General features: G+C 67.1%; 16 protein-coding genes and 1 tRNA gene. 6 read left to right on the top strand and 11 right to left on the bottom strand.

The genetic code is table 11. The features are described 5' to 3' along the window. Nucleotides 1–229: 229 nt before the first annotated feature. The 6 genes from NS334_RS11875 to NS334_RS18675 form a co-directional block, all read right to left on the bottom strand. Nucleotides 230–496: a type II toxin-antitoxin system RelB/DinJ family antitoxin gene (locus NS334_RS11875; protein WP_058756176.1), complete on the bottom strand. Its 267-nt coding sequence runs from the start codon at nt 494–496 to the stop codon at nt 230–232. Nucleotides 497–764: 268 nt separating this feature from the next. Then, the gene (locus NS334_RS11880) at nt 765–1,304 is read right to left on the bottom strand and encodes a hypothetical protein (RefSeq protein ID WP_058756177.1); all 540 of its coding nucleotides are present in this window, start codon (nt 1,302–1,304) and stop codon (nt 765–767) included. Nucleotides 1,305–1,356: 52 nt separating this feature from the next. Next, nucleotides 1,357–2,220, bottom strand: coding sequence for a hypothetical protein (locus tag NS334_RS11885; RefSeq protein ID WP_058756178.1), 864 nt, complete (start codon nt 2,218–2,220; stop codon nt 1,357–1,359). A gap of 50 nt (nt 2,221–2,270) precedes the next feature. Beyond that, nucleotides 2,271–2,924: a hypothetical protein gene (locus NS334_RS11890; RefSeq protein WP_058756216.1), complete on the bottom strand. Its 654-nt coding sequence runs from the start codon at nt 2,922–2,924 to the stop codon at nt 2,271–2,273. 42 nt (nt 2,925–2,966) lie between these two features. After that, nucleotides 2,967–3,620 (bottom strand): hypothetical protein, encoded by a 654-nt coding sequence (locus NS334_RS11895; protein ID WP_153002727.1) that lies wholly within the window; start codon nt 3,618–3,620, stop codon nt 2,967–2,969. Nucleotides 3,621–4,101: 481 nt separating this feature from the next. Next, on the bottom strand, nt 4,102–4,434 hold the full coding sequence (locus NS334_RS18675; protein WP_058756180.1) for a hypothetical protein: 333 nt from the start codon (nt 4,432–4,434) through the stop codon (nt 4,102–4,104). Between the two features lie 58 nt (nt 4,435–4,492). Here NS334_RS18675 and NS334_RS11905 point away from each other — a divergent pair, with 58 nt between their 5' ends. Genes NS334_RS11905 through NS334_RS11915 form a run of 3 tightly spaced genes read left to right on the top strand, consistent with a single transcriptional unit; the run spans nt 4,493 to nt 7,726 of the window. Then, nucleotides 4,493–6,562 carry a S8 family serine peptidase gene (locus tag NS334_RS11905; protein ID WP_058756181.1) on the top strand — a complete coding sequence of 690 codons (2,070 nt, stop codon included), beginning with the start codon at nt 4,493–4,495 and terminating at the stop codon, nt 6,560–6,562. A gap of 34 nt (nt 6,563–6,596) precedes the next feature. Then, the gene (locus NS334_RS11910) at nt 6,597–7,331 is read left to right on the top strand and encodes a hypothetical protein (RefSeq protein WP_153002728.1); all 735 of its coding nucleotides are present in this window, start codon (nt 6,597–6,599) and stop codon (nt 7,329–7,331) included. Further along, nucleotides 7,331–7,726, top strand: coding sequence for a DUF4878 domain-containing protein (locus NS334_RS11915; RefSeq protein ID WP_058756183.1), 396 nt, complete (start codon nt 7,331–7,333; stop codon nt 7,724–7,726). The genes NS334_RS11910 and NS334_RS11915 overlap by 1 nt, the downstream gene beginning before the upstream one ends. Before the next feature lie 129 nt (nt 7,727–7,855). On the opposite strand, the gene NS334_RS11920 is transcribed toward NS334_RS11915, so the two are convergent. Both NS334_RS11920 and NS334_RS11925 read right to left on the bottom strand, forming a co-directional pair. Then, the gene (locus NS334_RS11920; protein WP_058756184.1) at nt 7,856–8,113 is read right to left on the bottom strand and encodes a DUF6429 family protein; all 258 of its coding nucleotides are present in this window, start codon (nt 8,111–8,113) and stop codon (nt 7,856–7,858) included. A 114-nt stretch (nt 8,114–8,227) separates the two neighbouring features. Then, complete coding sequence (locus tag NS334_RS11925; RefSeq protein ID WP_058756185.1) at nt 8,228–11,215, bottom strand: MobA/MobL family protein; 2,988 nt, start codon at nt 11,213–11,215, stop codon at nt 8,228–8,230. A 458-nt stretch (nt 11,216–11,673) separates the two neighbouring features. Between NS334_RS11925 and NS334_RS11930 the strand changes: the two genes are divergently transcribed. From NS334_RS11930 to NS334_RS11940, 3 genes are all read left to right on the top strand, one after another. After that, nucleotides 11,674–12,897: a hypothetical protein gene (locus NS334_RS11930; protein WP_058756186.1), complete on the top strand. Its 1,224-nt coding sequence runs from the start codon at nt 11,674–11,676 to the stop codon at nt 12,895–12,897. A gap of 89 nt (nt 12,898–12,986) precedes the next feature. Further along, complete coding sequence (locus tag NS334_RS11935; protein WP_058756187.1) at nt 12,987–15,161, top strand: TonB-dependent hemoglobin/transferrin/lactoferrin family receptor; 2,175 nt, start codon at nt 12,987–12,989, stop codon at nt 15,159–15,161. A 13-nt stretch (nt 15,162–15,174) separates the two neighbouring features. Further along, a complete protein-coding gene (locus tag NS334_RS11940; RefSeq protein WP_058756188.1) occupies nt 15,175–16,149 on the top strand; it encodes a DUF6607 family protein in 975 nt (324 codons plus the stop codon). 115 nt (nt 16,150–16,264) lie between these two features. Here the strand turns inward: NS334_RS11940 and NS334_RS11945 are convergent, their stop codons facing one another. The 3 genes from NS334_RS11945 to NS334_RS11955 form a co-directional block, all read right to left on the bottom strand. Beyond that, nucleotides 16,265–18,292 carry a DUF6538 domain-containing protein gene (locus NS334_RS11945; RefSeq protein ID WP_193753080.1) on the bottom strand — a complete coding sequence of 676 codons (2,028 nt, stop codon included), beginning with the start codon at nt 18,290–18,292 and terminating at the stop codon, nt 16,265–16,267. 144 nt (nt 18,293–18,436) lie between these two features. After that, nucleotides 18,437–18,510 (bottom strand) — tRNA-Gly (locus NS334_RS11950). A gap of 49 nt (nt 18,511–18,559) precedes the next feature. Further along, entirely contained in the window at nt 18,560–21,964 is a 3,405-nt protein-coding gene (locus NS334_RS11955) for an amidohydrolase family protein (protein WP_058756190.1), read from the bottom strand. Between the last annotated feature and the right edge of the window lie 143 nt (nt 21,965–22,107).

Here is a 22,107-nt window from a genome sequence, read left to right on the forward strand (position 1 = left end):
AGAAACGGGGGTCACGTCACCAGCCAAGCTCTTCACGCTCAATCTGCCGCCACGAGTCTGAGTCTAAGTGTGTCTGAATGACACGTGCGGCATGCTCTTTAGAATCACCGGCAACATGGAAGGTGGCGGTGATGTCTCCGTGTCCAGCTAAAAAAATGAATATGCTAGTCATATTTCTCCCTCAGTCTTGCGACGACTACACGCCCTTTCCCTGCCCTCACGCCGACCATCACGTCGTCGGTGTTTGCAAAACGCGGCGCGACCTCATCCGCCCGGTGTGAATATTCATCATCGTCCGACAGGACTGATCCATAGCCGAGCACCCCTCGGCGTTGGGTACACTCAGTTCCACTAAGAAAGCCTGATCGGCAACGATACGGTAGAAAAGCAGGCGAACCGCATCAGGCGCCGCCAACCCAAGTGCGTCGAGTACCGCCATCGCCTGCGCGTTCAAGTGGCCATTAATCCTGGCGTGAATCGATGGCGTTTCCGTCATGACTTCCGCTACATCTCAGATGCGATACATACGTTCCTAAAGTATAGTGTAAAGCAAGACGCGCGGTGCTGAGCCACGATCTATCCTACCTCCTTCCGGCGTGGCTTTTTGTGCTGCCCTCCATTTTTTGGGTTGGCGTTATATTTATGCCGAAGACCAGTAGCTTCTTCGACTGTCTTGTATCGGTGCGGCCCCGCACTGGGGTGGCTGAATCATCGGGCGGACAATAGGATAGGTCCGCCCGATGATTTATTGTGGTCGAGACGTCTCACGCCGCCGCCCGCACCACCTCCGTCGGTATAGCGTCGGCGTAGCTGCCGCCGGCGGGGATGAAGAGGGAGCCGGGCAATTCGATGCCGCGCATCTGATCCGCGGCTTCCCGCCAGCGCCGGTGCGCGCGGTCGATGCCGCGCTTGATGCGGCAGCGGGACGGCAGCGGCGACGCGGTCAGGATGGAGCGTGGCCCGACCGACCAGCGATGCGTGTCGCTGAGCAGTTCGATGATCCCGTCGTCGCTGGCGAGGTAGGGCTGCACATCGGCGTGCCAGTCGACAAGGATGTTGCCGCGGGTGGCGAGCGAGATGCCGACCGGCCCGTCGGCGATAGGCAGGTCGAATGCGACGAGGACGAGGTCTCGGTTCGTCTGTTCGACGATGGCGGCGATCTCCAGCGCCTCGGCGAAGTTCTTGCGTCCGCCCGAGGCATAGGCGATCGGATTGCCGATGGGCGCATATTGCGGATAGCCCATGGCGAGACGCAGGCCGGCGGTCCAGGCCTGCATCGTGTCCATCGATTCGATGACGCTCATATCGTTGTTCCTTCTTTCTTTTCCGCCCCTTCGCAGAGGCCATCATCACGGCTCAGTTGCAGGCCGCGGCTCCCAGGGTTTCCAGTTTGCGGGCTTCCGCCGCGAAGGACGCGGCGAGCAGGTCGTCGGCGTATCGCTGCCAGTCGGCGGCGTAGGGTCGGTGGGCGCAGTGCTCGGCCACGAAGGAGGTCAGACGCCGCGTCGCCTCCAGGACGGAGGCGGTGCCGCCGCTCAGATGGCGCCAGCGCATCAGCAGTGCCGCGGTGGTCCACACATCGCCCTCGCAGACTGAGCGGACCGCCGACCATTTGCCCTGTTGCATCATCTGCGAGACAAGGTCCGGCCGGCAGGTCAGCTTGGCCGGGACGCCCAGCCGGGCGGCGACCTCGGCGAGGTGCACGGGGGATGCGCCGCCACACATCTCGCCGCAGAGGTCGAGATGGCCGGACGCACCGCGCTGCCACGGTGACAGCAGCCCGATGAGGCTGGGCGGCAACCGCAACCCCGCGTCGATCGCCCCGATCAGGATCTGCGGCAGGTCGGAGTGGAATCCTCCCCACGTCACGATCTGGACGCAGCCGAGCCGCTCCATGTCGGCGAAAAACGCTTTCAGGACAGCGGCTTCGTCCTGTTCCGGCAGGCCGCGCGTCTCCAGCCTGACCGGGCGCAGGCCGTCTTCCGCCTCGGTCATCACCAGCCACGACAGGGTGGTGATCCGATGGCACGGCCAGCGCGGCGTCACGCGTGGGTCGGTACGCAGTTCGCGGGGCGACAGATGCGCGGCATCGGCGGGCAGGAAACGCTCGCTCGCCTGATAGCGGGCGTGCGCTTCGTGGTCATAGGCGAGTTCGGCATCGAGGACGACGACGAAACGCGGCGTGTTGCTCTTCCAGAGCGCGGTCAGGTCGTGGTGCATGGTGGCTCTCCGGCGGGCGCTCGCGCGGCCGCATGTCGGTTGGGGGAAGGTCAGCGGGTGGCGGGCTGATCCGCGCGCCAGCGGTCGAGGGCGCGGAGCGCGGCTTGCGCGGGGTGATCGGCGTCGTCGAAATCGCCGAATAGTCTTGCCCAGCACTGCCATCCGGCGATGGCCTCGCCGATCAACTCGACCGCGGTGGTCGCCGGGTCCGGCAGCAGCGCGGTCGGCGTGGCCGATTTGCATTCGTCGACGGGAGTGCCGGGGCGGCAGATGCACGGCATCAGATGCGCGCGTGCCTGATGCATATGCCACGTGTTCCCGCGCGGCATGTCGCGCCATCGCCCGGCCGTGTCGCCAGCGGTGGCGATGATGCGCGGATGGCGCGCCAGATCGGCGAGCGTCAGGAGTCGGTGGGGGACGCGGCCCCAATTGTCCCAGCTTATTGCAGCGCCGGTCGCGGGGATGCGCTGCTCCAGCCAGTCGAGCAGATCGACGACCGTGTCGCCTTCGCCCAGGCAGCGAGCGTCGGTGGAGAAGCGGAAGCCACTGCCGTCCGGCGTGACGGTAAGGACGCCGATGCCGCAGAGGATGCGGGCGTCCGGTCGGTGGCGGGCGGCGGGACAGGCGCCGATGGTGCGGACGGCGAGCGCGATCGACGCGGGCGCGAAGTCGCGCGCCTCGATCGACAGGTCGATGAGAGACATGGACAATTCCTTGAGCATTGGCCGCATGGCGGCAGTGTGGGATCAGTCGGCGGCGGACAGCAGGTCAGCGACATGCGCCTGCGCGGCGGGGTGATCGGTCTCGCCGAGCCAGGCGGCGAGATGGTTGCTGAGGACGGCGGCGATGCTGCGGCCGACCGGGTTCAGCGCGGCGAGGCGCCGTATGACGAGGCGGAAGACCGCGATCGCATCGACTTGCACGTCCCGCGCGATCGCACTGACGTCGGACCGCAGCCAGGCCGCGAAGCGGTGTCCCGGATCGACGGGCGCGCAGAGGATGCCTATGTTCGCGCACGCCTGCGCGAAGGTCAGCGGTTCGCCGTCACGGCTGGCGGTCAGGTTGAGGGCATATAGCTGACCGCATCCCGCGATCGCCCGGATGCAGGGTGACCATTCCGCACCGGGCAGCTGGTCCAGAAGCGCAGCGTCGTCGTCGAGGCGATATCCGGCGATCGTCGCTCCTTCACGGGTGAGTGGTCCTTCAAGCCATGACAGCAACCCATCGGCGGGAGCGGACGGCTGAAGGACGCAGCTGTCGAGCGTGAAGAAAACTCGCGGCCCGCGCAGTTCAGCGGTCAGGGTGGCGGCACCGATAGGGATTAGGCGGTCGACGCCGACGTGATGGCCGACGTCGAGCCGCGCGACGCTCAGCGCGGAGATGACAGGTGTGGGAGGCATGAACAGCGTGCTCCAGGCACGCGCCCTCGGCCCAGGCCGCGCGAAGCTGCTGGGGGTGAGGACGCGCGGATGGTGGAAATGACCGGCAGGACCGGTCGACGACGAAAATTCCGACCGAGGGCCGAGCCGGCGGATGCCGACTCTGTTTTTCCCTTCTTTCAGAACCTTCGCATGTCCCGTCCGTTAGGATCAGCGCCACCGGCGCCCTTTTCCATGCCAGCGGCATGGCTGTGTCCTTCGGACTGTCGCAATCTGTTAAGGATTGGGTTATAGCCTGAGGTGGCCTGTGGGAGTCTGTCCTGTGGGCCGGGGCGTGGAAACCCCGTTACTAGAGCCGGCCGAAAGGCCAAGGTTTACAGGACCTAGTTCTGTGACCGGGTGGCGGACGCGTATGTCCAGAGCCGCCCGGCTTAAAGGCGTTCGCGCCTGTCTAGTAACAGGTTTCCAACATTCCGGTCTCCAGAAGGCCGGCACCCCGGGTTCAACGGGGTGCCGCCGGCTGGCCGGCGTGCATCCCTTGTCGGGGGATGACGATGGTTGGAATACGGGGGATCAGAGCGGCGTCGGCAAGCATGTTGGCGTTGACGATCGCCGCCTGCGGCGGCGGCGGCGGGATCAGCAGTGCGGGCAGCATGGCGACACCACCGCCGACCAGTGGCGCGACACCGACGCCCAGCCCGTCACCGACGCCGTCGCCAAGTCCGACACCATCGCCAACGCCAACGCCAACGCCGACGCCGACGCCGAGCCCAACGCCCACGCCGTCACCTACACCCACGCCGACACCGTCGCCAACGCCCAGCCCGACGCCCACACCAACACCAACACCAACACCAACACCAACCCCGACGCCACCGGTCTATTCGGCCCCGGTGCCGCCGCCTGCGGGCTATGTCATCACGCCATCGGACCGCCAGCCGATCCGCTCGGTCAACGACACGCCCGAGTTCCGCCGCAACTACGGCGCCAACGAGTTCATGAATGCGCTCTACGCGCTCGACAGCGGACACATGGGTCAGGGCGTCACCGTCGCCGTGGTTGACGACGGCGTCATGAACGTGAACGGCGAGCTCGACGGCCGCATCGACCAAACGCTGTCCAGGGACTTCGGCTATGTCGTCGCTGCCGACGGCACCCGCACGAAACGCAGCGAATTGGGCAGCGGCGCATCCGACCACGGCACGGCGGTCGCCAACATCATTGCCGCCAGGGCCAATGGTGCCGGCACCATCGGCTATGCCCCATCGGCGATGATCGTCGCGCTGCGGGTCGCCGACTGGGACGAGAAGACGCAAGGCGAGATCCTGTCGCACACCGACGAGGCGATCCGCTATGCGGCGGACAAGGGCATCAAGATCGTCAGTTCGTCGCTGGTCGGTGGCAGCGCGGGCTGGACCTCGGCGACCGTGCGGCTGGCGGCGACCGGCGGCCTGCTCGTCAACTCGACCGGCAATTTCGGTGGGGCCGATCCGTATAACGCGCAGTGGATCACCGCCGACAATCGCAAGGCGGTGCTGTTCGTCGGCGCGCTCAGCCCGGCGTTGAACAAGTACGAGATCGAGGCCTATTCGAACAAGGCCGGCACGATGAAGGGCCGCACCGTCGTCGCGGTCGGCTCCAATGTCACGACGCTGGTCGATGGCACGGTCGGTGTCTTCTCCGGCACCAGTTCGGCGGCACCGGTGGTGGCGGCGCTCGCCGCCGACATCCTGTCGAAGTGGCCGCAGCTGTCCGGCCAGCAAGCCGGTGACGTGATCCTCCAGACTGCCAAGGACATCGGTGCGCCGGGGCCGGACGAGGTGTTCGGCATGGGGCTGGTCGACTTTAAGGCGGCGCTGGCGCCGGTCGACCCGAAATTGTCGAACGGCAGCACGCAGACCAGCATCGCCACGTCAGTGATGGTGGTGCCGGAAGCGGTCGGCACCGCTGCGATCCAAACCTCCCTGTCGCACGTGACGGTGCTCGACGCCTTTGGCCGCGACTTCACCGGTTCGATCGCGGCGCTCGTCGTCCAGCCGCAGGTGATGGCCGACCGCCGGATCGAGCGGCGGGTCCAGCAGATGGGGCGGCAGGCCAGCCTCTCGCTCGGCGGCTTCAGCGGCACCATGGGCTATACCAGCACCCGCTTCGGCCCCGGGCAGGATCAGGTCCGGTCTGCAGCGACGGCGGGGACGTTCGCCTATACCGACGGGACGACCGGGGTGCATGCGGCGTGGAATGCCGGCGACATGCTCCAGGCCGATGTGATGGGCCTCGCGCCCTTCGCCGATGGCGTGCTCGCCTATGCGCCCCAGGCCGGGACCAGCCTCGGCGTCGACCGGGCGGTCGGTGGCGGGTGGCTCGGGCTGACCATGGCGGCGGGGCGCACCACCGGCAGCGCCGCGCAGGCGATGACGCTGGGCTGGAGTCGCGGCGACCTTGATCTGCGCGCCTCGTTCATCGACGAGGACGGCACGCTGATGGGGATGCCGACCGGCAGCGGCGCACTGCGGCTCGGGCGCGGTGCCCGCACGGTGATGGTCGAGGTGCACCACCGTGTCGGCGTAACCGATGGCTGGTCGCTGGAAGGCTATGGCTCGCTGGGCGTCACCCGGCTGAAGATCGACGCCGCCTCGCTCGTCACCGGCGCCACCCCGATCCTCGGCAGTCGGATCGGCGTGCAGGCGACGGGCTCCGTGCCGGGCGGCCTGCTGACGCTGGGGATCGCGCAGCCGCTCGCCATCGAGGCGGGCGCGGCGGAGCTGACGCTCGGGACGGGCTACGACCTTGCCAGCCGCTCGGTCCTCTACGGCGTCACCCGCGCCAGCCTCGCCGGGCAACGCCGCGTCCAACTGACCGCCGGCTACGTCACCCGCACCGCCATGCCGCTGCGCCTCGGCGTCATGCACGACGTCACCGATGGCTCCGTCGCCGCCCTCGTCGGCTGGCACACCGGCTTCTGATCGACCGATATCACAAGGAGAGACACTCATGCGTTTGACCATCGCGCTCGTCATCGGGCTGGCCGCCGTGCCTGCCGCTGCCCAGCGGGCGCCTTTAACCAAACTGCTCGATAAGGTGCCCAGTCTGCTCGGCAGCGGGCCTAAGCAGCCATCGATCACCATGCCCGCAACGCCGGTGATCGTCGGGCTGACCACGGCTGCGGACCACACTTTAGCGACTGACGCCGCGACCTATGACCTTGGCGGCTTCCGCCTCGGCATGAGCGAGGCGGAAGCCGAGGCGGTCGCCAAGGGGCGTGGGCTGACCACCAAGGCCGTCACGCGCTATGTCGATTTCGAGACGCAGGTGCGCAGCGCGATCAACATGCGCGGCGGTGCCGCCGGTGTGCCGACCAAACGCGGCGTGCTCGGTGAGGCCACGCTCGTCGATGATGCCGGTGGTCGTTACATGTTGAAAACGTTGGTGTGGCCGGACGGGGCGCATCTGTCATCGATCGTGTACCTCGCGCCGCAGGGTACGGCGGCAGCGGACTGGCGCCGGATGCTGGTCGAGAAGTGGGGTAAGCCTCGCGAGGAGCAGACGGGTGACACGTTCACGGCACGCTGGGGCGGCGTCGGGAGTGGCTTCCACGCCAGCGCGAGCCTCGGCCCACGTGGCGGGACCGTCGAGATCGCGCAGCCGGACGGAACGCGCCAGCAGCCGGGCAAGCTGGTCGAACAGGCCGCTGACGGCTTCATCGCCGCTCGTGCCAGGAAGCCGACGCTGTGATGGGCGCGATCGCGAAGGGAACACGCACGATGCACATCCGTCCGCTTGTCGCAGCCGCCGCACTTCTGGCGCTGACCGCCTGCGGCCAGGGTCCGGGTGATGCCGTTCGTGCCGCGACGGAGGCGGCCGGTCGCGGTCAGGCCGCCGAAGCACTCGAGCGCATCGACCCGGAGATCAAGGCCACCGCCGGGATTTTCATCACACCCATGCTCCAGGACAAGGCCAGGAAGGCCAAGGCGAAGGGCGGGGTGACGTCGGTCACGGTCGAGAAGATCGACCAGACCGACGCCGATCACGCGGTGGTGACCACCGTTACCCGCTTCGGCGATGGATCGACACAGACCGACACCGACAAGGTCCGCCGCGTCGATGGCAAGTGGTACATCACCATGTGATTATGGCTGACCACGGTTCGATCGACTGCCCATAGCCGGTGGATGAACGGAGCGTTTCGCCCTTCATCCACCGCAGCGGACATTCCTTGTCACATCGCAAGGTTCTTCGCCGTGGGTTGGTCGCGTTAGTCAGGGCTGCCGGACGAACAGGCGGTCGAATGCCTGCTTGCAGCCCTGGATACCTTCTTCGGTCAGCGCGACCGACTTCGCCTTGTTGGCCGGATCGGCGATCAGCCCCTGCTCGTGAAGTCGGTCCAGCGCCGACCAGTCATATGTCTTCCATGCGCGCCATGCCGGATCCCCAGCGCCGTCGCGGTGAAGGGTGAGGTACAGCAGCGCCAGCACGGCTTCGTCGATGCGATCGGTATCCACAGGCGGTATCGACATGGTCTATCCCCTCGCGATTGCCCCGATCATCTGCGCCGGTGATATCGGGCCGGTCAATCCGTCTGCCATGGGCAGAGGCGTGGCTGGCGTGACACGGTCATGGACGAGCCCCCCTCACCGGATATGCGGGGATGGACCCGATCGACCGGCGGCGCGCTGCACATATCGCCGGTTCTCGGCCGCCTGCGCCGTCGCCTCCGCCAATATCGCCGGCGCCAGCCGGGCCAGTTCGGCCGCCGCCACCTTGTCGGCCAGAGCCACCGCCGCGCGCCGGTTGCGCTCGCCGACCGTGATGGCGCTGCCGGGGTGCAGATTGGCGTCATGCGCCTCCCGCCAACTGACGATGAGCGGGTGGGATGCGACGGGCGGCACGACCGAGGCGCTCTCGGCCCTGTCCGCCGCTGCGGGACGCTCGGTCTTCGGCGCCATCGACGCGGCGGGCGTTGGTGATGGTGCGGGCGACGTCATAGGCTCGATTGGCGGACGTGGAGGTTCGGTCGCGGGCGGCTGGGCGACCGGTGCCGTCCGCTTTTCCTGCGACTGGCGGATGCCCTCCAGCCGGCGCTGCGCGTCTTTCGACTGTAATGCCTCGGGGGTGACACCGAGCCAAGCCGCATCGGTATCGCGAAGGACGATGCTGTCGTCCTGCCGGTGAACCGGGATATTCGCGCGAGCGATCTCGTCGATTGCGCGGTGAACCTGCGGCCGCGCCTGCCGCGTCGCCGCCTGCTGCTCCAGACCCTTGTCCCGGGCGTTGCGCAGCCGGCCCTGCACGTCGGGATCGGCGATGTAATGGTGCAGCCCATCCTGAAGATCGCGCCCGTCATGCGCGAGCGTCCATTTGCCGCCGGGGTCTGCGGGGATGGTAAGGATTCCGGGCTCCGCCTTTACGGCCTCGACGAGCCTGGCGACCAACCGGTTCTGCTGATCGCGGATCCGGTCGAGCTCCTTCATCTGCGCCGCTGATGCCAAGTCGAGCATTCGGCGGTCCAGATCGTTGATCTTGAACGGTTCGGTCCGACCATCGCGCCGCGTGATACGGCGACGGAGGCGCCGAATTCGTACCAGCCAGTCGTCGACCTCGGCGCTGGCCAGGGCCTTCGCTGCAACCGGCATCTTGGCCGACGGCGCAGGTGCGGAATCCGGCTCAGCCGTCCCGGTCGTCGGCGGCGCGGAATCTTCCACCGTCTGGTGCTGGCCGGTTTCCTTTTTCGGGGCTGCAGGGATCGCCGGGTGTTCGATCGCGGCGTTCTCGCGCCGCCGGATCGCTGTCTCATGCAGCATCTGGAATGTCATTTCGATCCTTTCGCGACCGATCTGGGCATGGTCCGCCAACGACTTGGCGAATGCGACGTCGGGCGCGAAGGCCTTTTCGAGGTCATCGAGATAGGCGTGCGCGTCCCGCTCGCGTTGTATGAGCGCCTCGTACCGGGGGTGCCCCTCGGGATCCTTGCCCTTCGCCCGCAACTTGTCGGCCAGATCGTCGGCATAGCCGCGCATCTTCTCGGCGGTTTGTTCGGCGTTGCTGCGGGCCATCGGATGCTGGATCGTGAGGATCACATCGGAGGTGCGCGCTTCCGCGCGCCGCTGTGCCAGATCGCGCGCAAGATCCGCGACGAAGGTGCTTCGCGCCGGCCCTTCGACGCTTGTCCGACGCAGTTCGGCGACTCGTTCTTCGTCGGCCTTCTCGACCTCGTCGTGTCGCTTGAGCAACGCGGCCATCCGCGCCCACCAGCCCTTGTGGGCGTTTTTGACATCCATTTCGGGCCCGGCGCCACATGCCGCAATGAACGCGAGCCGGCGAGCGAGGTGCTCCTGCGGCTCGGCCTCGATCCCCATGTCCGCATAGGAGCGCGGATCGTAGCGCCGCGGCGATCCGATCGCTTCCAGCTCCGCGTTCACCGCGGCGGCGAAGTGCGTCCGCATGTACATCGGCCAGTCCTTGTGACGGACTTCGGCGCATTTTTTCTGGCGATGCGGATAGCTCCGCCGGCGATTGCGCGATGCGGTTCGCTTCTCCTCCACGATGGCGAAATCCCATTCGCCGTCGATCCGCTCGCACGGACGGTCGTAATAGAGCAGATGGAAATGCCAGTTGCGCTCATTGTTCGCGGCGGTCGGCGCGTGGAGTGCGATGTAATAGCGCAGGCCCCGACGAGCCAATTCGCTCCCCATCGCCTTCAAGACCCTGCCGCATCCGTCGAGATCGAGATCCGCCGGCAACTCGCCGGTGATCCGGCGCTGGACGATGCCGCCGCGGCCCTCGCGGAGGTGGACCAGTCTATCGGGATCATGCTCTTTCAACCAGCGGGCGCAATCGGCGATGTCGGCGTTCACTTGGAAGGGGTGCGTCCGGCTCTTCGAGCCGCCGTCCATTCGCCCCGCCTTCTCGACCCGATGCGCCTCTGGATCGGCCATGATCCGCTCGAGGGCGGTCTTGAGCGCTGGCGGGATGTCGGGAGTTTCCATCATGACGTGGAGCATTTGCGGATCGAACCGCTCGGCCAGGCAGATGCCGTCCGGATGGCCGCTGTCCTCATGCGCGAGCACGGTGGCGAAAAAAGCGGCGGGATCGCCCGGGATGTTGGTCTCGATCATCGCCGCGCCATCAGCGTTGCGTGCGAGAGCTTCATCGCGTGTCACATAGCCGACATGCGCGACGGCGTCATGGATCTCGACCGGGACGGCGAGCGCGACCGCGTCTTGGCGTGTTACATAACCGACATGGCCGACGGGATCGGCAGCCTCACCGTCATTGGTGCGGCATGCCCCATCCACCCCCTTGGTGACCTTCGTCAGCTTGAAGTGGAACGCTTGTCGCCCGTCCGGGGTGCACGGTCTGCCGACCGGCGGGCGGGGCCTATGAAAGCGTGCCGGCGGCAGACCGCGCGACTGACGGGCCGACCGCTCAGCCGCGACCTGACGCTTCGGCTCGTCGATCGTCCGGCGTCGCTGCAGGCCCATGACGTCGGTCTCGCGCCCGGTGATATCGTCATTGGACATGCGCGAGCGGTATCGCGCGATGGCGGCACGTGCGCGGGCAGCTTCGTGCGAGTTCATCTCGGCCGGAGGTTCGAAGTCGAAGGCGAGCTGCGATGTCATGGTCTGTAGTGTCCACCGGATACAATCAACGCACAATAGAAATTGTGCATGACATCTGTCTCCACGGTTTATAGGATGAACCGGGAAGATTTACGGCTTATTGCCGCCACCGTCGATGCCGACGGTGATTATCGCGAAGCGACCGCTCGCCAGAGCTTCCCCTTTATCGGATGCGCCGCATACCCGATAAAGGACTTGCGCAACTTGAATCGTTCGGGTCTGTCTTCCCGAATAATGGGGTTGGAATTCGGCTCAATCCGAGTTTCTGGGGAAACGCGGATGACGCTTTGGCAAGGATCGTAGAGGAATCCTTGCCGAACGACATCTGGTGAGGCCGCCACGCGCCAATGGCAGGTTTCGGGACACTCGTTGGTACGAATGGCAAGGTTCGGTTTACGATCCTTGCCTACAGTCGCGGCGCAGGCCGCCATGGCGATGCCGACGATGCGGGGACCCGAATGCCGGATGACGACGCGCCCCTTTGGCGATTTGCGCCCGACACGCTGCTGAAGGCGCTGGTCCTCGCATGCGAGGAGCACGGCGATCGGCTGGAGGCCAAGATCGACGCGCTGATCCAGCGGGGCGATCGTAAATCCGTGCGCCAGCCTTGGGGATCGAGCACAACCGCCAAGGCGCTCAAGGACCCGACGCCGATGATCTATCAGTTGCGGGGCGAACTGGAGGCCGAACTGCCCGCGACGCTGGGCAAGCTGCTGCGTCTGGCGCAGCTGGAGCAGCAGCGGCAGTATATCGAGCGGCCGGAGAAGGGCAGTTCACCGGCGGCGGAGCTTGCGACCGACCTGCCGGCGAGGATCAAGGCGGCGCTCGCCCGCGAGCGCAAGGCGGACATACCGGCGGCCGCGCTTTTCCATGCTGCATTCACGCAAGCGCGTGACGCGGGGTTGGTCGAGCATGACGATGCACCTGCACCGCCGATGGCTGACGAGGCCGGCGGAGCGCCTGGCGCGCTGACGACGGGGTTCGTTCTGCCGCCGGCCGATTTCGAAAGGTCCGGTCGGCCAATCCCGCGCCCGTATTGGGATGCGGTCCGGGTCTACCCCTTCCACTGCCCGCTCGATCTGCCCGTCGGCGGCGGGACGGAATTCGAGTGGGAGGACCATCCCATGCCGCGATATGCGAACTACGATGAGATGGTCGCGCAGAACGCGAAATTCGCCTTCTGGGCGAACGAGGCGCGGCAGCGGTTCACCAACCTCTCGATGCATGTCCGGATGATGCGGGACACGCCGCGCGATGCCGACGAGGAGACGTGGCAATGGGCCGACCGCGCCTATGCACGGATCGTTGCCCAGACCGGCGCGGACATGCCGGACCACAACCTGTCGCGGCTGATCGACCGGGATTACGACATCCTTCAGGACGACGAACGCTGCCGCATCTGGTGGCACTGGGCGGAGCCGCATTGGGCGATCACGGGCTACCTGTCTCAATGCCACGACTACCACCTGGCGGACGATCCGTTCGACGACGACCTCATCAACGGCTGGCTGTTCCTGCTGGTCGGCCGGCACGTCACAGACGAATGGCTGCAGCCCGCATGGCTGCGGGCGCGCCTGTTCGACTGGCGCGCACTCCCGTTGTTCGCCGCGCCCGTGCCAGCGGTTCGGTACCTCGTGCCCCGCGCGACTCTGATCGACCCCATCACGGAACCAGCCAGTTAGGGTAATGCGACGCATTCGCAATTTCTAATTGCCGATCCGTAAGTACCTCTTTATTGCGACTGATAGTCGATAGCTAATAAGGGGTGGTCATGCTTCGGGCACTTGCGGCGCTGGCAGCGCTTGGAGATCCGGCGAATGGGGGTGAAGAGCCGAGCGAGCAGCGCGATATCGTCGTGACCGCGACACGGGCGCCGATTGAGGCGCAGGACGCGCCGGTCACCGTCTCGGTCAAGGACGCGGACGAGATCGCCGACGAACTGGCCACCGACATCAAGGACCTGGTCCGCTTCGAGCCCGGCATCAGCGTGCGGCGCGCACCGACCCGGTTCGGCGCGGCGATGGGGTCGACCGGGCGCGCGGGCAATGAAGGATTTGTCGTGCGCGGCATCGGCGGGAACCGCGTGCTGATCCAGGTTGACGGGGTGCGCGTGCCCTATGGCTTCAGCTTCGGCGCGCAGGATGTCGGGCGCGGCGATTATGTCGATCTCGGCCTCATCAAGTCGGTCGAGTTCCTGCGCGGACCCGCTTCAGCGCTGTACGGCAGCGACGGGCTGGCGGGCGCGGTCAGCTTCATGACCAGCGATCCCGCCGACATTCTGGGGGCCGAGTCCTTCGGCGGATCGCTGCGGACGCAGTATAATTCGGCGGATGACGAGTTCACCCAGTCCGGCGTCGTCGCGGGACGAACGGGCGCGGTGTCGGCGATGCTGGCCTATACCCGCCGCGACTTTTCCGAGCTGAAGAACAAGGGCGATGCCGAGGGCACCGGCGTCACCCGCACCGCGCCCAATCCGCAGGACGGACAGGCCAACGCGTTAATGGGCAAGCTGGTCTGGGACGTCGCGCCCGGCCAGCGCCTGCGCGCCACCGGCGAATATCTCGACAACCGGCTGGCAACCGACGTGCTGACCGGCATCAACGCCAGCGTGGCGGGATTGCAGGCGCGCGATACCGGCAAGCGCTGGCGCGGCGCGCTCGACTGGACCTATGACGGCATTGGTCTCGTCCAGTTCGCGCGGGCGGCGGTCTATGTTCAGGACGCCGAGAACCGCCAGTTCAGCGCCGAGGATCGCCGCACGTTGGCCGACCGCACCCGGCTCAACACGCTGGAGAACCGGGTCTATGGCGGCTCGGGCGAGGTGCGGCTGGGCTTTACGACCGGCGGCATCACCCATCGCCTCGTGACCGGCGCCGATATCAGCGTGCTACGCCAGCGGGGGGTACGCGACGGGACGGTCCCCCCGGCGGGAGAAACCTTTCCGACACGCGCCTTTCCGAGCACCGACTTCACGCTGGCGGGCGCGTTCGTCGGCGACGAGATCGGCATCGGCCCGCTGACCCTGCACCCGGCATTGCGCTATGACTGGTATCGCCTGTCGCCGGACAAGGATCCGCTGTTGCCGCAATTCACCGGCGCGGGCCAATCCGCCGACCGGGTCAGTCCGCGCATCGGCGCGGTGCTCGCGCTCGCCCCGACCGTGCGGCTGTTCGCCAGCTATGCCCGCGGTTTCCGCGCGCCGGAGCCGGGGCAGATCAACCAGTTCTTCTCCAACCTCGCCTTCGGCTATACCTCGGCCCCCAACCCGAACCTGCGGCCCGAAACCAGCGAGGCGATCGAGGCGGGCCTGCGCCTGAACAGCGAAGCGGTCGACCTGTCGGCCAGTGTCTTCCGCGCCGATTATCGCGACTTCATCAGCCAGGAGGTGGTGAGCGGCGCCTTCACCCCGACCAATCCGGCTGTGTACCAGTTCATCAATCTGGACCGCGCCAAGGTGAAGGGTGCCGAGGCGCGCCTGGATGCGCGCGCGGGCAACGGCCTGACCGGACAACTCGCCATTTCCTATGCCGAGGGCGACCAGATCGCGCCCGACGGCACGGCCACGCCGCTGTCGACGGTCGATCCGTTAAAGCTGGTGATGGGCGTGGGCTGGCGCGAGCCGGGCGCCGGCCGCTTCGGTGGGCAGCTCATCATGACGCATAGCGCGCGCAAGGCGGCCCAGGACACGACCGGCCTGTGCTCCAGCACCTGCTTCCGGCCCGACGCCTTCACCATCCTCGACGCCACCGTCTTCGCCCGGCTGACCGATGCGCTCACATTGCGCGCAGGCGTCTTCAACCTGACTAACGCCACCTACGCATGGTGGTCCGACGTGCGCGGCCTGTCGGTGCCGCGCCCCCTGCCGACCGGCGCGGCCGATGTGCCCTCGGTCGCCTTCACCCAGCCGGGCCGCAACGCCAGCGCCTCGCTCACCTTCCGCTTCTGACAGGACAGATATCATGAAAAACCATTCGCTGCTGCTCGTCGCGGCGCTCGCGCTGCTGCCGGTCCCCGCGCTGGCCGATGGTCCGGTCAAGCAGACCGCCGCCGAGGCGCTGGCGGCCAAAGCCGCCGACCGCGCCGAGATCCTTGCGATGGCCGGCAACTATAAGGTGCGCTTCGACATGCAGGAGACGACGCCCTGGGTGGCAGGCTATACCCCGCTGGAGCGCAAGATCTCCGGCGGAAATGAGGTGGTGCGCGTGATCGAGGACTCGCCCGATCACATCGCGCTCCAGCACCTGCTCGTCGTTGAGCATGACGGTAAGACGCACGTCATCAAGCATTGGCGTCAGGACTGGGATTATCAGCCCGCCCGCGTACTGGTCTATGCAGGCCAGGGGAAATGGGTGTGGGAGACGGTGCCGGAGCGGATGCGCGCCGGGCGCTGGTCGCAGACCGTCTATCAGGTCGACGACAGCCCGCGTTATGCGGGTTGGGGCCAGTTCGAGACGCAGGCGGGCGTCCGCCGCTGGCGGTCGAATTGGACGTGGCGCCCGCTGGCGCGCCGCGATGCGGTGCGCCATCCGGTCTACGACCGCTATTATTCGATCAACCGCCACCAGCCGACGCCGACCGGCTGGATCCATTGGCAGGACAATACCAAGATGGCGTTGAGGGACGGCAAGCCCGTGCCCATCGTCCAGGAGTCGGTACTCAACACCTATGAGCGGTTCGACGGCTATGACGTGAAGGCTGCCGAGGACTATTGGACCAAGACCAAGGATTATTGGGCTGCCGTGCGGGCCGCCTGGACCCGCATCGCCGACACCAAGGGCGGTATCGCGATCCCGGAGGAAGCGGAAACCGGCACCGTAATCAGCGCCCGCCTGCTGGCGATCGCCGACGATATTCAGGCGGGCAAGATCACCACCGCTGCCGGATCGGCAGAGGCGCAAGCCCTGATCGATGGGCGTACTGCCCCGATCGGGTGACGGGCACGCCTGATCGCCCGCTGTAACCCGCGGTCGCTCTGATGCGGCGTGGCATCGCGATCGTGCGGATCGTGATGCCACGCCGTCATGGGAAGCGGCGCCGACGCGTCTACCGTTATGCCTTCTTGCGCGACGCACATCCCACCGACGACCCGGTCCGCGAACGCTCTTCCAGCGGCAGCAGGGCGAGCGGCGCGCGTGCGAGGTGCGCCGTCACGTTCGGCGTCGCTTCGCACATCAGCGCGAGCCGCTTTTCGAGGATCGCCGCACCGCCTTTGGCGAACCACGCCTTGCTGTAGTTGCGCGGCCCCGTGCCCTTGCGCGCATGGCCCATGATGTCGTCGACGTGGATTTGCTTGGCGCGCGAATCCTCCAGCACGCTGCCCCCGGAGGTGCGCATCGAGTGGAGATCGGCGCGCTTGCCCGACGCGGTGCGGAGGAGCGGCGTGATCCTGTCGACATGGTCGAGCACATAGCGGCCGGTCGTCGCGTAGAACCGGACGCCGCCGCGCTTGGCCAGATCCCCGCGATAGAGTTCGGGAAACAGCATCTTATGCCCTTCGGCCTCGATCGCCGCCACATAGTCCTCGAAGCCGAGGCGAAGGATTTCCGGGTGCAGCGGGATGGCGCGATAGCGCGAGGGGCGCTTGAGCCCTGCCGCCGTGACGCCGTCCTTGCTCTTCGTCATGTTTGCCTTGACGAGAAGGAAGGGAGTGCTGACGTCGAATACGATTTCCTCGCATTCCAGACCGCACGCCTCCTCGCGGCTCATGAAGGTATAGGCCAGCAGCAGCGGGACCCAGTAAGCGGCATCCTGCCAGACATTCCCCTGCGGATCGGCTTTCAGCCGCCGCTTGCATCCGCCGCCGCCGGTGTAGATCGGGCTGGAGAAGGCACAGACCAGTTGCTCCTCGGTCCACGGCATCCGATCGGTTTCGCCCGGATTTGCCTTGATCGACGCGGTGAAGTCGTTGAAGTCGACGATCAGGTCCTTGCCGAATCTCGGTCGCCACACGGTCTTGGCCAATTCGCGCGAGAAGCGCGCCATGATCGTCAGATCGCGATTGATCGTGCGGTCGCTGCGCGGAATCTTGGCCGGCATCGCCTTGATTTCAGCGAGAACCTCTTCAAGCGGACGGGACATGGCGCCCTCGGTTGCCGTTCCCCAGCGGAAATCGACCGGCAGGTTTCGCAAAGTCTCGGCGAAAAGCTGGGCGTCGGCCGGACCGTAATCGCAGAGGCGTTTGTCGCCGCTGATCCAGGCGAAGCCGCGGATGACGCGGCGACGCTGCTCCATGTCGGCGTTCCAGTCGCCCGATCCGCGGATCGACGCGATGGTCGGCTCGATGATCTCGCTGAAACGCCGGGTATCCGGCATGAGGAACAGCGAGCCGGTGGGAGCGGGCGGATCGCCGCTATAGGTCGCCGCGCCATCGGTATCAGCCGCGCCGCCAGCCGATCCCCGGCGGATCGCCGCGACGACATCGTCGTCGAGTAACGCCGCGAAGGGATCGCCCTGCCGGACGACGAGCGGATGGCTCGCGAAGGTCGCGCGCGCCTGCGCCTCCGCCCGGGCGAGGAGAAGCTGGACCCGCGCATCGCCGATCGTCCGGTCGGTCACCGGTGCCGACAGCTGGTGCAGCACATGCTCGGCGTCCCGCCGCGCGCTTCGGTGCGGCGCGAGCGACTTGAGCATGAGCACGACGGCGGCGCGGTCCTGCGCGGAGAAGCCGTCGGTCAGCTCGTCGATCAGGTCGGATGGCACGCTGTCGGCATCGGCCGGCAGGCGCGCCGCGATCCGATAGGTCGCCTCCAGGACGCGGAGCGGACGCCGGTCGAGTTCCTCCGTCATGCCGCCGTCGAGACGGGAGGCCATCGCCAGCCCCAGCTCCTCGTCCAGACCCGCCCGGAACACGCTTTCCAACTCGCCCGCTTTCAGAAAGCCGCGACCGGCACGTTCGAACATCTGCATCGTCAATACCTCCCATTTCGCCGAGAGCCGGGTGACGAGACGACGTGCCTCGGCCGGATCTGCGGTGGCCAAAGGGACCGTTATAGGACGGTTGACGATTTTCCGCAGGTACAGCCTGCGGCGATAGTGATAGCGTGCGCCGCGCCGCCACAGATAGGAAATCGAGGCCACATCCACGTCTCGCCCGGACGCCGGCGCGGACCTCTCATGCGGGCGGACGATACCATCATGTGCACAGCTTGGTGCACAATCCGGTGTCCCGCGAGGCGCGGCCGGACGCCGGAATGGCGGATTTATGTGGGTTCAGCGCGAATGTGGAGCGGGTGAAGGGAATCGAACCCTCGTCGTAAGCTTGGGAAGCTTCTGCTCTACCATTGAGCTACACCCGCGTGGCGTCCCCGTTGCCATGGCGACGGGGACGCGTCAACGCGATTCGCGTCAGTCCTGGTCGCTGTTGCCGAGCCCGTGGCCCGTCGTCAGCTTCGCGCCGGTATCCGCCCCGCTGCCCGCGCCATTCTCCCACCAATAGGGCAGCCGCCGGCGGGTGCCGGTCGCGACCTCGTTCAGCGTCGCGGCGTCGTACAGCCGCCCGCCCAGCATCACCTGTGCGATCTTGTCGGTGTTGCGGATGTCGGCGGTCGGATCGGCGTTCAGCACCACCAGATCGGCGAGCTTGCCCGGCTCCAGCGAGCCGACGTCCTTCTGATAGCCCAGCGATGTCGCCGCCGCGATCGTGCCCGCGCGCAGCGCCTCGATCGGAGTCATGCCGCCGCGCACGAAGCTCCAGAGCTCCCAATGCGCGCCCAGTCCCGGTTGCTGGCCGTGCGCGCCGATCGCGACCGGCACGCCGCGCTCGGCGAGCTTCTTCGCCTCGCGCGCGGTCGCGCCGTCGACATAATCCTCCTCGGGCGCGATCACGCGGCGGGCGTTCTGCGCCGCGAGCAGGGCCGGCGGCGCGTGGCGCGACAGCAGCGGGTGCCGCCACACATCCGTGTGTGCGCGCCAGTACGGGTCGCCCGCCGGGCCGCCATAAGCGACGACCAGAGTGGGCGTATAGCCGACCGTGGTCTGCGCCCACAGGCTCAGCACGTCGTTGTAGAAATGTTCGAGCGGGACATTGTGCTCGACTGTCGAATTGCCGTCCTGCACCAATGACATGTCGAGCGTGTAGAGCGAGCCGCCCTCCGGCACGACCTCCATCCCCTCGGCCTGCGCGGCGGCGACGACCATCTGGCGCTGTTCGCGGCGCGGCTGGTTGTAGTTCTTGACGCTGCGCGCGCCCTGCGCCTTCAGGCGGCGGACGATCGACAGCGCATCGTCATAGCTGTCGATCTGCGCGTACACGTCGGGGCTTTTCGCGCCATAGATGACCTCGCCGGTCGAGAAGGTGCGCGGGGCGAGCACCATGCCCGCCTGCTGCATTTCGGCGGCGGGGAAGATCTCGGCCGATCGCGACGACGGATCGTGGATCGTGGTGGTGCCGAGCGCGAGATTGGCCATTGCGGACCAATTCTGCTGCGGGACCAGCTCGTCCTCGCCCTGCGGCCCGTGCGCGTGGGCGTCGACGAAGCCGGGGACGATCGTCTTGCCGGTCGCGTCGACCGTCACCGCGCCCGCCGGGATTGGCACCGAGGCACGCGGGCCGACCGCGACGATCCGGTCGCCACGGATCAGCACCGTCGCGTCGTCGATGATGCCGCCGTCCTTACCTGCCATCGTGACGACGCGCGCGCCGGTCAGCGCGACGGTCTTGGTCGGCTTGGTAGCGGACACTTCCATCGACAGCGACACGCCGGTCGCGGGTGTCGCGAACGTGGCGGCATCCTCCCCGCCGGGCGCGCTGCGGAACAGCGCGGCGGTGTCGGCGGAATAGAGCACCGGCCCCGCGCTCCAGTGGATGAGCTTGCCGTCGTCGGACCAGTTGATGAAGTCCGCCCCGTCGCGGCTGACGCGCGTGACCGGCAGCGCGCCCGACTTGGCGTCGACCTCGACCGCCTGCTTGCCCGGCAGGATCGGCATCACGAACGCCTCGTAATTCTGCCGGAACGCGACGTAATCGCCGGCGGGCGAAATCTGGAAGTCGTTGACCAGTTCCCCTGCGGCATGGACGCGGCGGTCGCCGCCGGTCAGGTCGGTGCTGACCAACTGGCGCTTGTTGCCCTCGTTGGCGATCATGAACACGCGGTCGTTGGCGGCGGCGAATTGCGGGGTGGCGGCGTCCTTCGCCACGCGCACCGGGGCGCCGCCCGAGGCCGCGACGCGGTACACGCCGGTCCCGGCATTGCCGCGCGGCGCGGTCAGTCCACCGCCTTCGCCCTGCTCGAACACGATCGTCTTGCCATCGGGCGAGAAGCGCGCGCGGGCATAATGGCCGGCGACCGTCGTCACCGTCCTCGGCGCGCCGCCCGTCGCGGCGACGGTGCGGATCTGCCCCAGCCCCGCGTCGGTCCAGCCGGTGAAGACGATCGTCTTGCCGTCGCGCGACCAGTTCGGCCACAGTTCCAGCTCGTCGGACCCGCGCGTCAGCCGCTTCGGCGCGCCGCCCGCCAGCGGCCTGACCCACAATTTGCCGAGCGTCTCGAACACCACCTGACGTCCGTCCGGAGAGACGGTCGCCCAGCGCGTCGCCTTGGTCATGAAGCGGTCGGGCGCGACCTCGATCTGCGGGTGGATCGCCTCGGCGATGACGCGCGTGTCGTCGATGCGGAACGGGATCACCGTCGCCGCGCCGCCGTCGACCGCAACGCGGCGTAGCTTGCCGCCCGACCAGAAGACGATCGCCTTGTCATCGGGCGTCCAGCTCATGTTCGGATAGACGCCGGTGACCGCCCAGGTTTCCTGCACGTCGCGGTCGAGCGGGCCATAGACGATCCGCTCCGCACCGGTCGCGAAGTCCTTCACCCACAATTTGCTGATATTGTTGTCGCGGCGGACGAAGGCGATGCGCTTGCCGTCGCGCGACGGAGTCGGGCGCACCGACCCGCCGACGCCGCTGACCGCGGTCGTCACCTCGCCGGTGTCGACGTCATAACGCTCGATATCGAACAAATCGGTGCGGGAGTTCTGGGCGTATTCGAAGATCGGCCCCGACGAGACGTTGCGGGTGTAATAGATGCCCTTGCCGTCCGGGGCGTAGATCGGTTCGCCCAGTTCCTTTTGCAGGACCTCGCTGGCGCGCTTGACCAGCTGCACCCCGCCGCCGCCCGAGACGTGATAGAGCCACACCTCGCCGGTCCCGAGCGAGCGGCCGGTCGTGAAATGCTTCTTGGCGACGATGAAGCGCCCGTCCGGGCTCCACGTCGGCTGGTTGAGCAGGCGGAAGTCCTCCTTCGTCACCTGACGCTTGTCGCTGCCGTCGACGTTCATCACCCAGATATTGTCGCCGCCGCCCCGATCGGAGGTGAAGGCGATCCGCCGACCGTCGGGGGAGAAGCGCGGCTGATGCTCGAACGCCAGCCCTTCGGCGATACGCGTCGGTGTCCCGCCCGCGATCGGCATCGTATAGATGTCGCCGAGCAGATCGAACGCGATCGTCCGCCCGTCCGGCGAGACATCGACGTTCATCCAGCTTCCCTCGTCGGTCGCGATCCGCACCTGCTTCGTGCGCAGGCCGCGCGGCGCGTTGACGTCCCATTTGGCCGGCTTCGCGACCTTCGCGCCCGCATCGCCATCGGCCGGGCGGGGCGGGGGGAGCGTGCCGACCGGCGTCGGCGAGGCGTCGGTCGCCTTGTCCTCGGGCACCTGGGTCTGCTCGACCGGCTTGTCGGCGGGCGGCGTCACCTGCGCGGCGAGCGGCGCGGCGGCCAGGCAGAATGCGATCGCGGTCAGCGGACGATGAGACACGTGGCAATGATCCCCTTTTTTCCATCTGCTTCGTACCTGATCCGCAGGGCACGTCACGCCTAAATCGGTCTGCCGGCCAACGAATGCCGCAAAGTCACCGGCGCTGTAAAATGGATCAAAGAGCAAGTGGTGGAACCCGCGCT

The organism is Sphingomonas endophytica, from assembly GCF_001476895.1.
GTDB lineage: Bacteria > Pseudomonadota > Alphaproteobacteria > Sphingomonadales > Sphingomonadaceae > Sphingomonas > Sphingomonas endophytica_A.

Coding starts and splice junctions, on each gene's coding strand:
- NS334_RS11915 (WP_058756183.1), top strand. CDS start 7,331: ATGGGCGCGATCGCGAAGGGAACACGCACGATGCACATCCGTCCGCTT.
- NS334_RS11885 (WP_058756178.1), bottom strand. CDS start 2,220: ATGCACCACGACCTGACCGCGCTCTGGAAGAGCAACACGCCGCGTTTC.
- NS334_RS11880 (WP_058756177.1), bottom strand. CDS start 1,304: ATGAGCGTCATCGAATCGATGGACACGATGCAGGCCTGGACCGCCGGC.
- NS334_RS11890 (WP_058756216.1), bottom strand. CDS start 2,924: ATGTCTCTCATCGACCTGTCGATCGAGGCGCGCGACTTCGCGCCCGCG.
- NS334_RS11925 (WP_058756185.1), bottom strand. CDS start 11,215: ATGACATCGCAGCTCGCCTTCGACTTCGAACCTCCGGCCGAGATGAAC.
- NS334_RS11930 (WP_058756186.1), top strand. CDS start 11,674: ATGCCGGATGACGACGCGCCCCTTTGGCGATTTGCGCCCGACACGCTG.
- NS334_RS11935 (WP_058756187.1), top strand. CDS start 12,987: ATGCTTCGGGCACTTGCGGCGCTGGCAGCGCTTGGAGATCCGGCGAAT.
- NS334_RS11875 (WP_058756176.1), bottom strand. CDS start 496: ATGACGGAAACGCCATCGATTCACGCCAGGATTAATGGCCACTTGAAC.
- NS334_RS11920 (WP_058756184.1), bottom strand. CDS start 8,113: ATGTCGATACCGCCTGTGGATACCGATCGCATCGACGAAGCCGTGCTG.
- NS334_RS11895 (WP_153002727.1), bottom strand. CDS start 3,620: ATGCCTCCCACACCTGTCATCTCCGCGCTGAGCGTCGCGCGGCTCGAC.
- NS334_RS11940 (WP_058756188.1), top strand. CDS start 15,175: ATGAAAAACCATTCGCTGCTGCTCGTCGCGGCGCTCGCGCTGCTGCCG.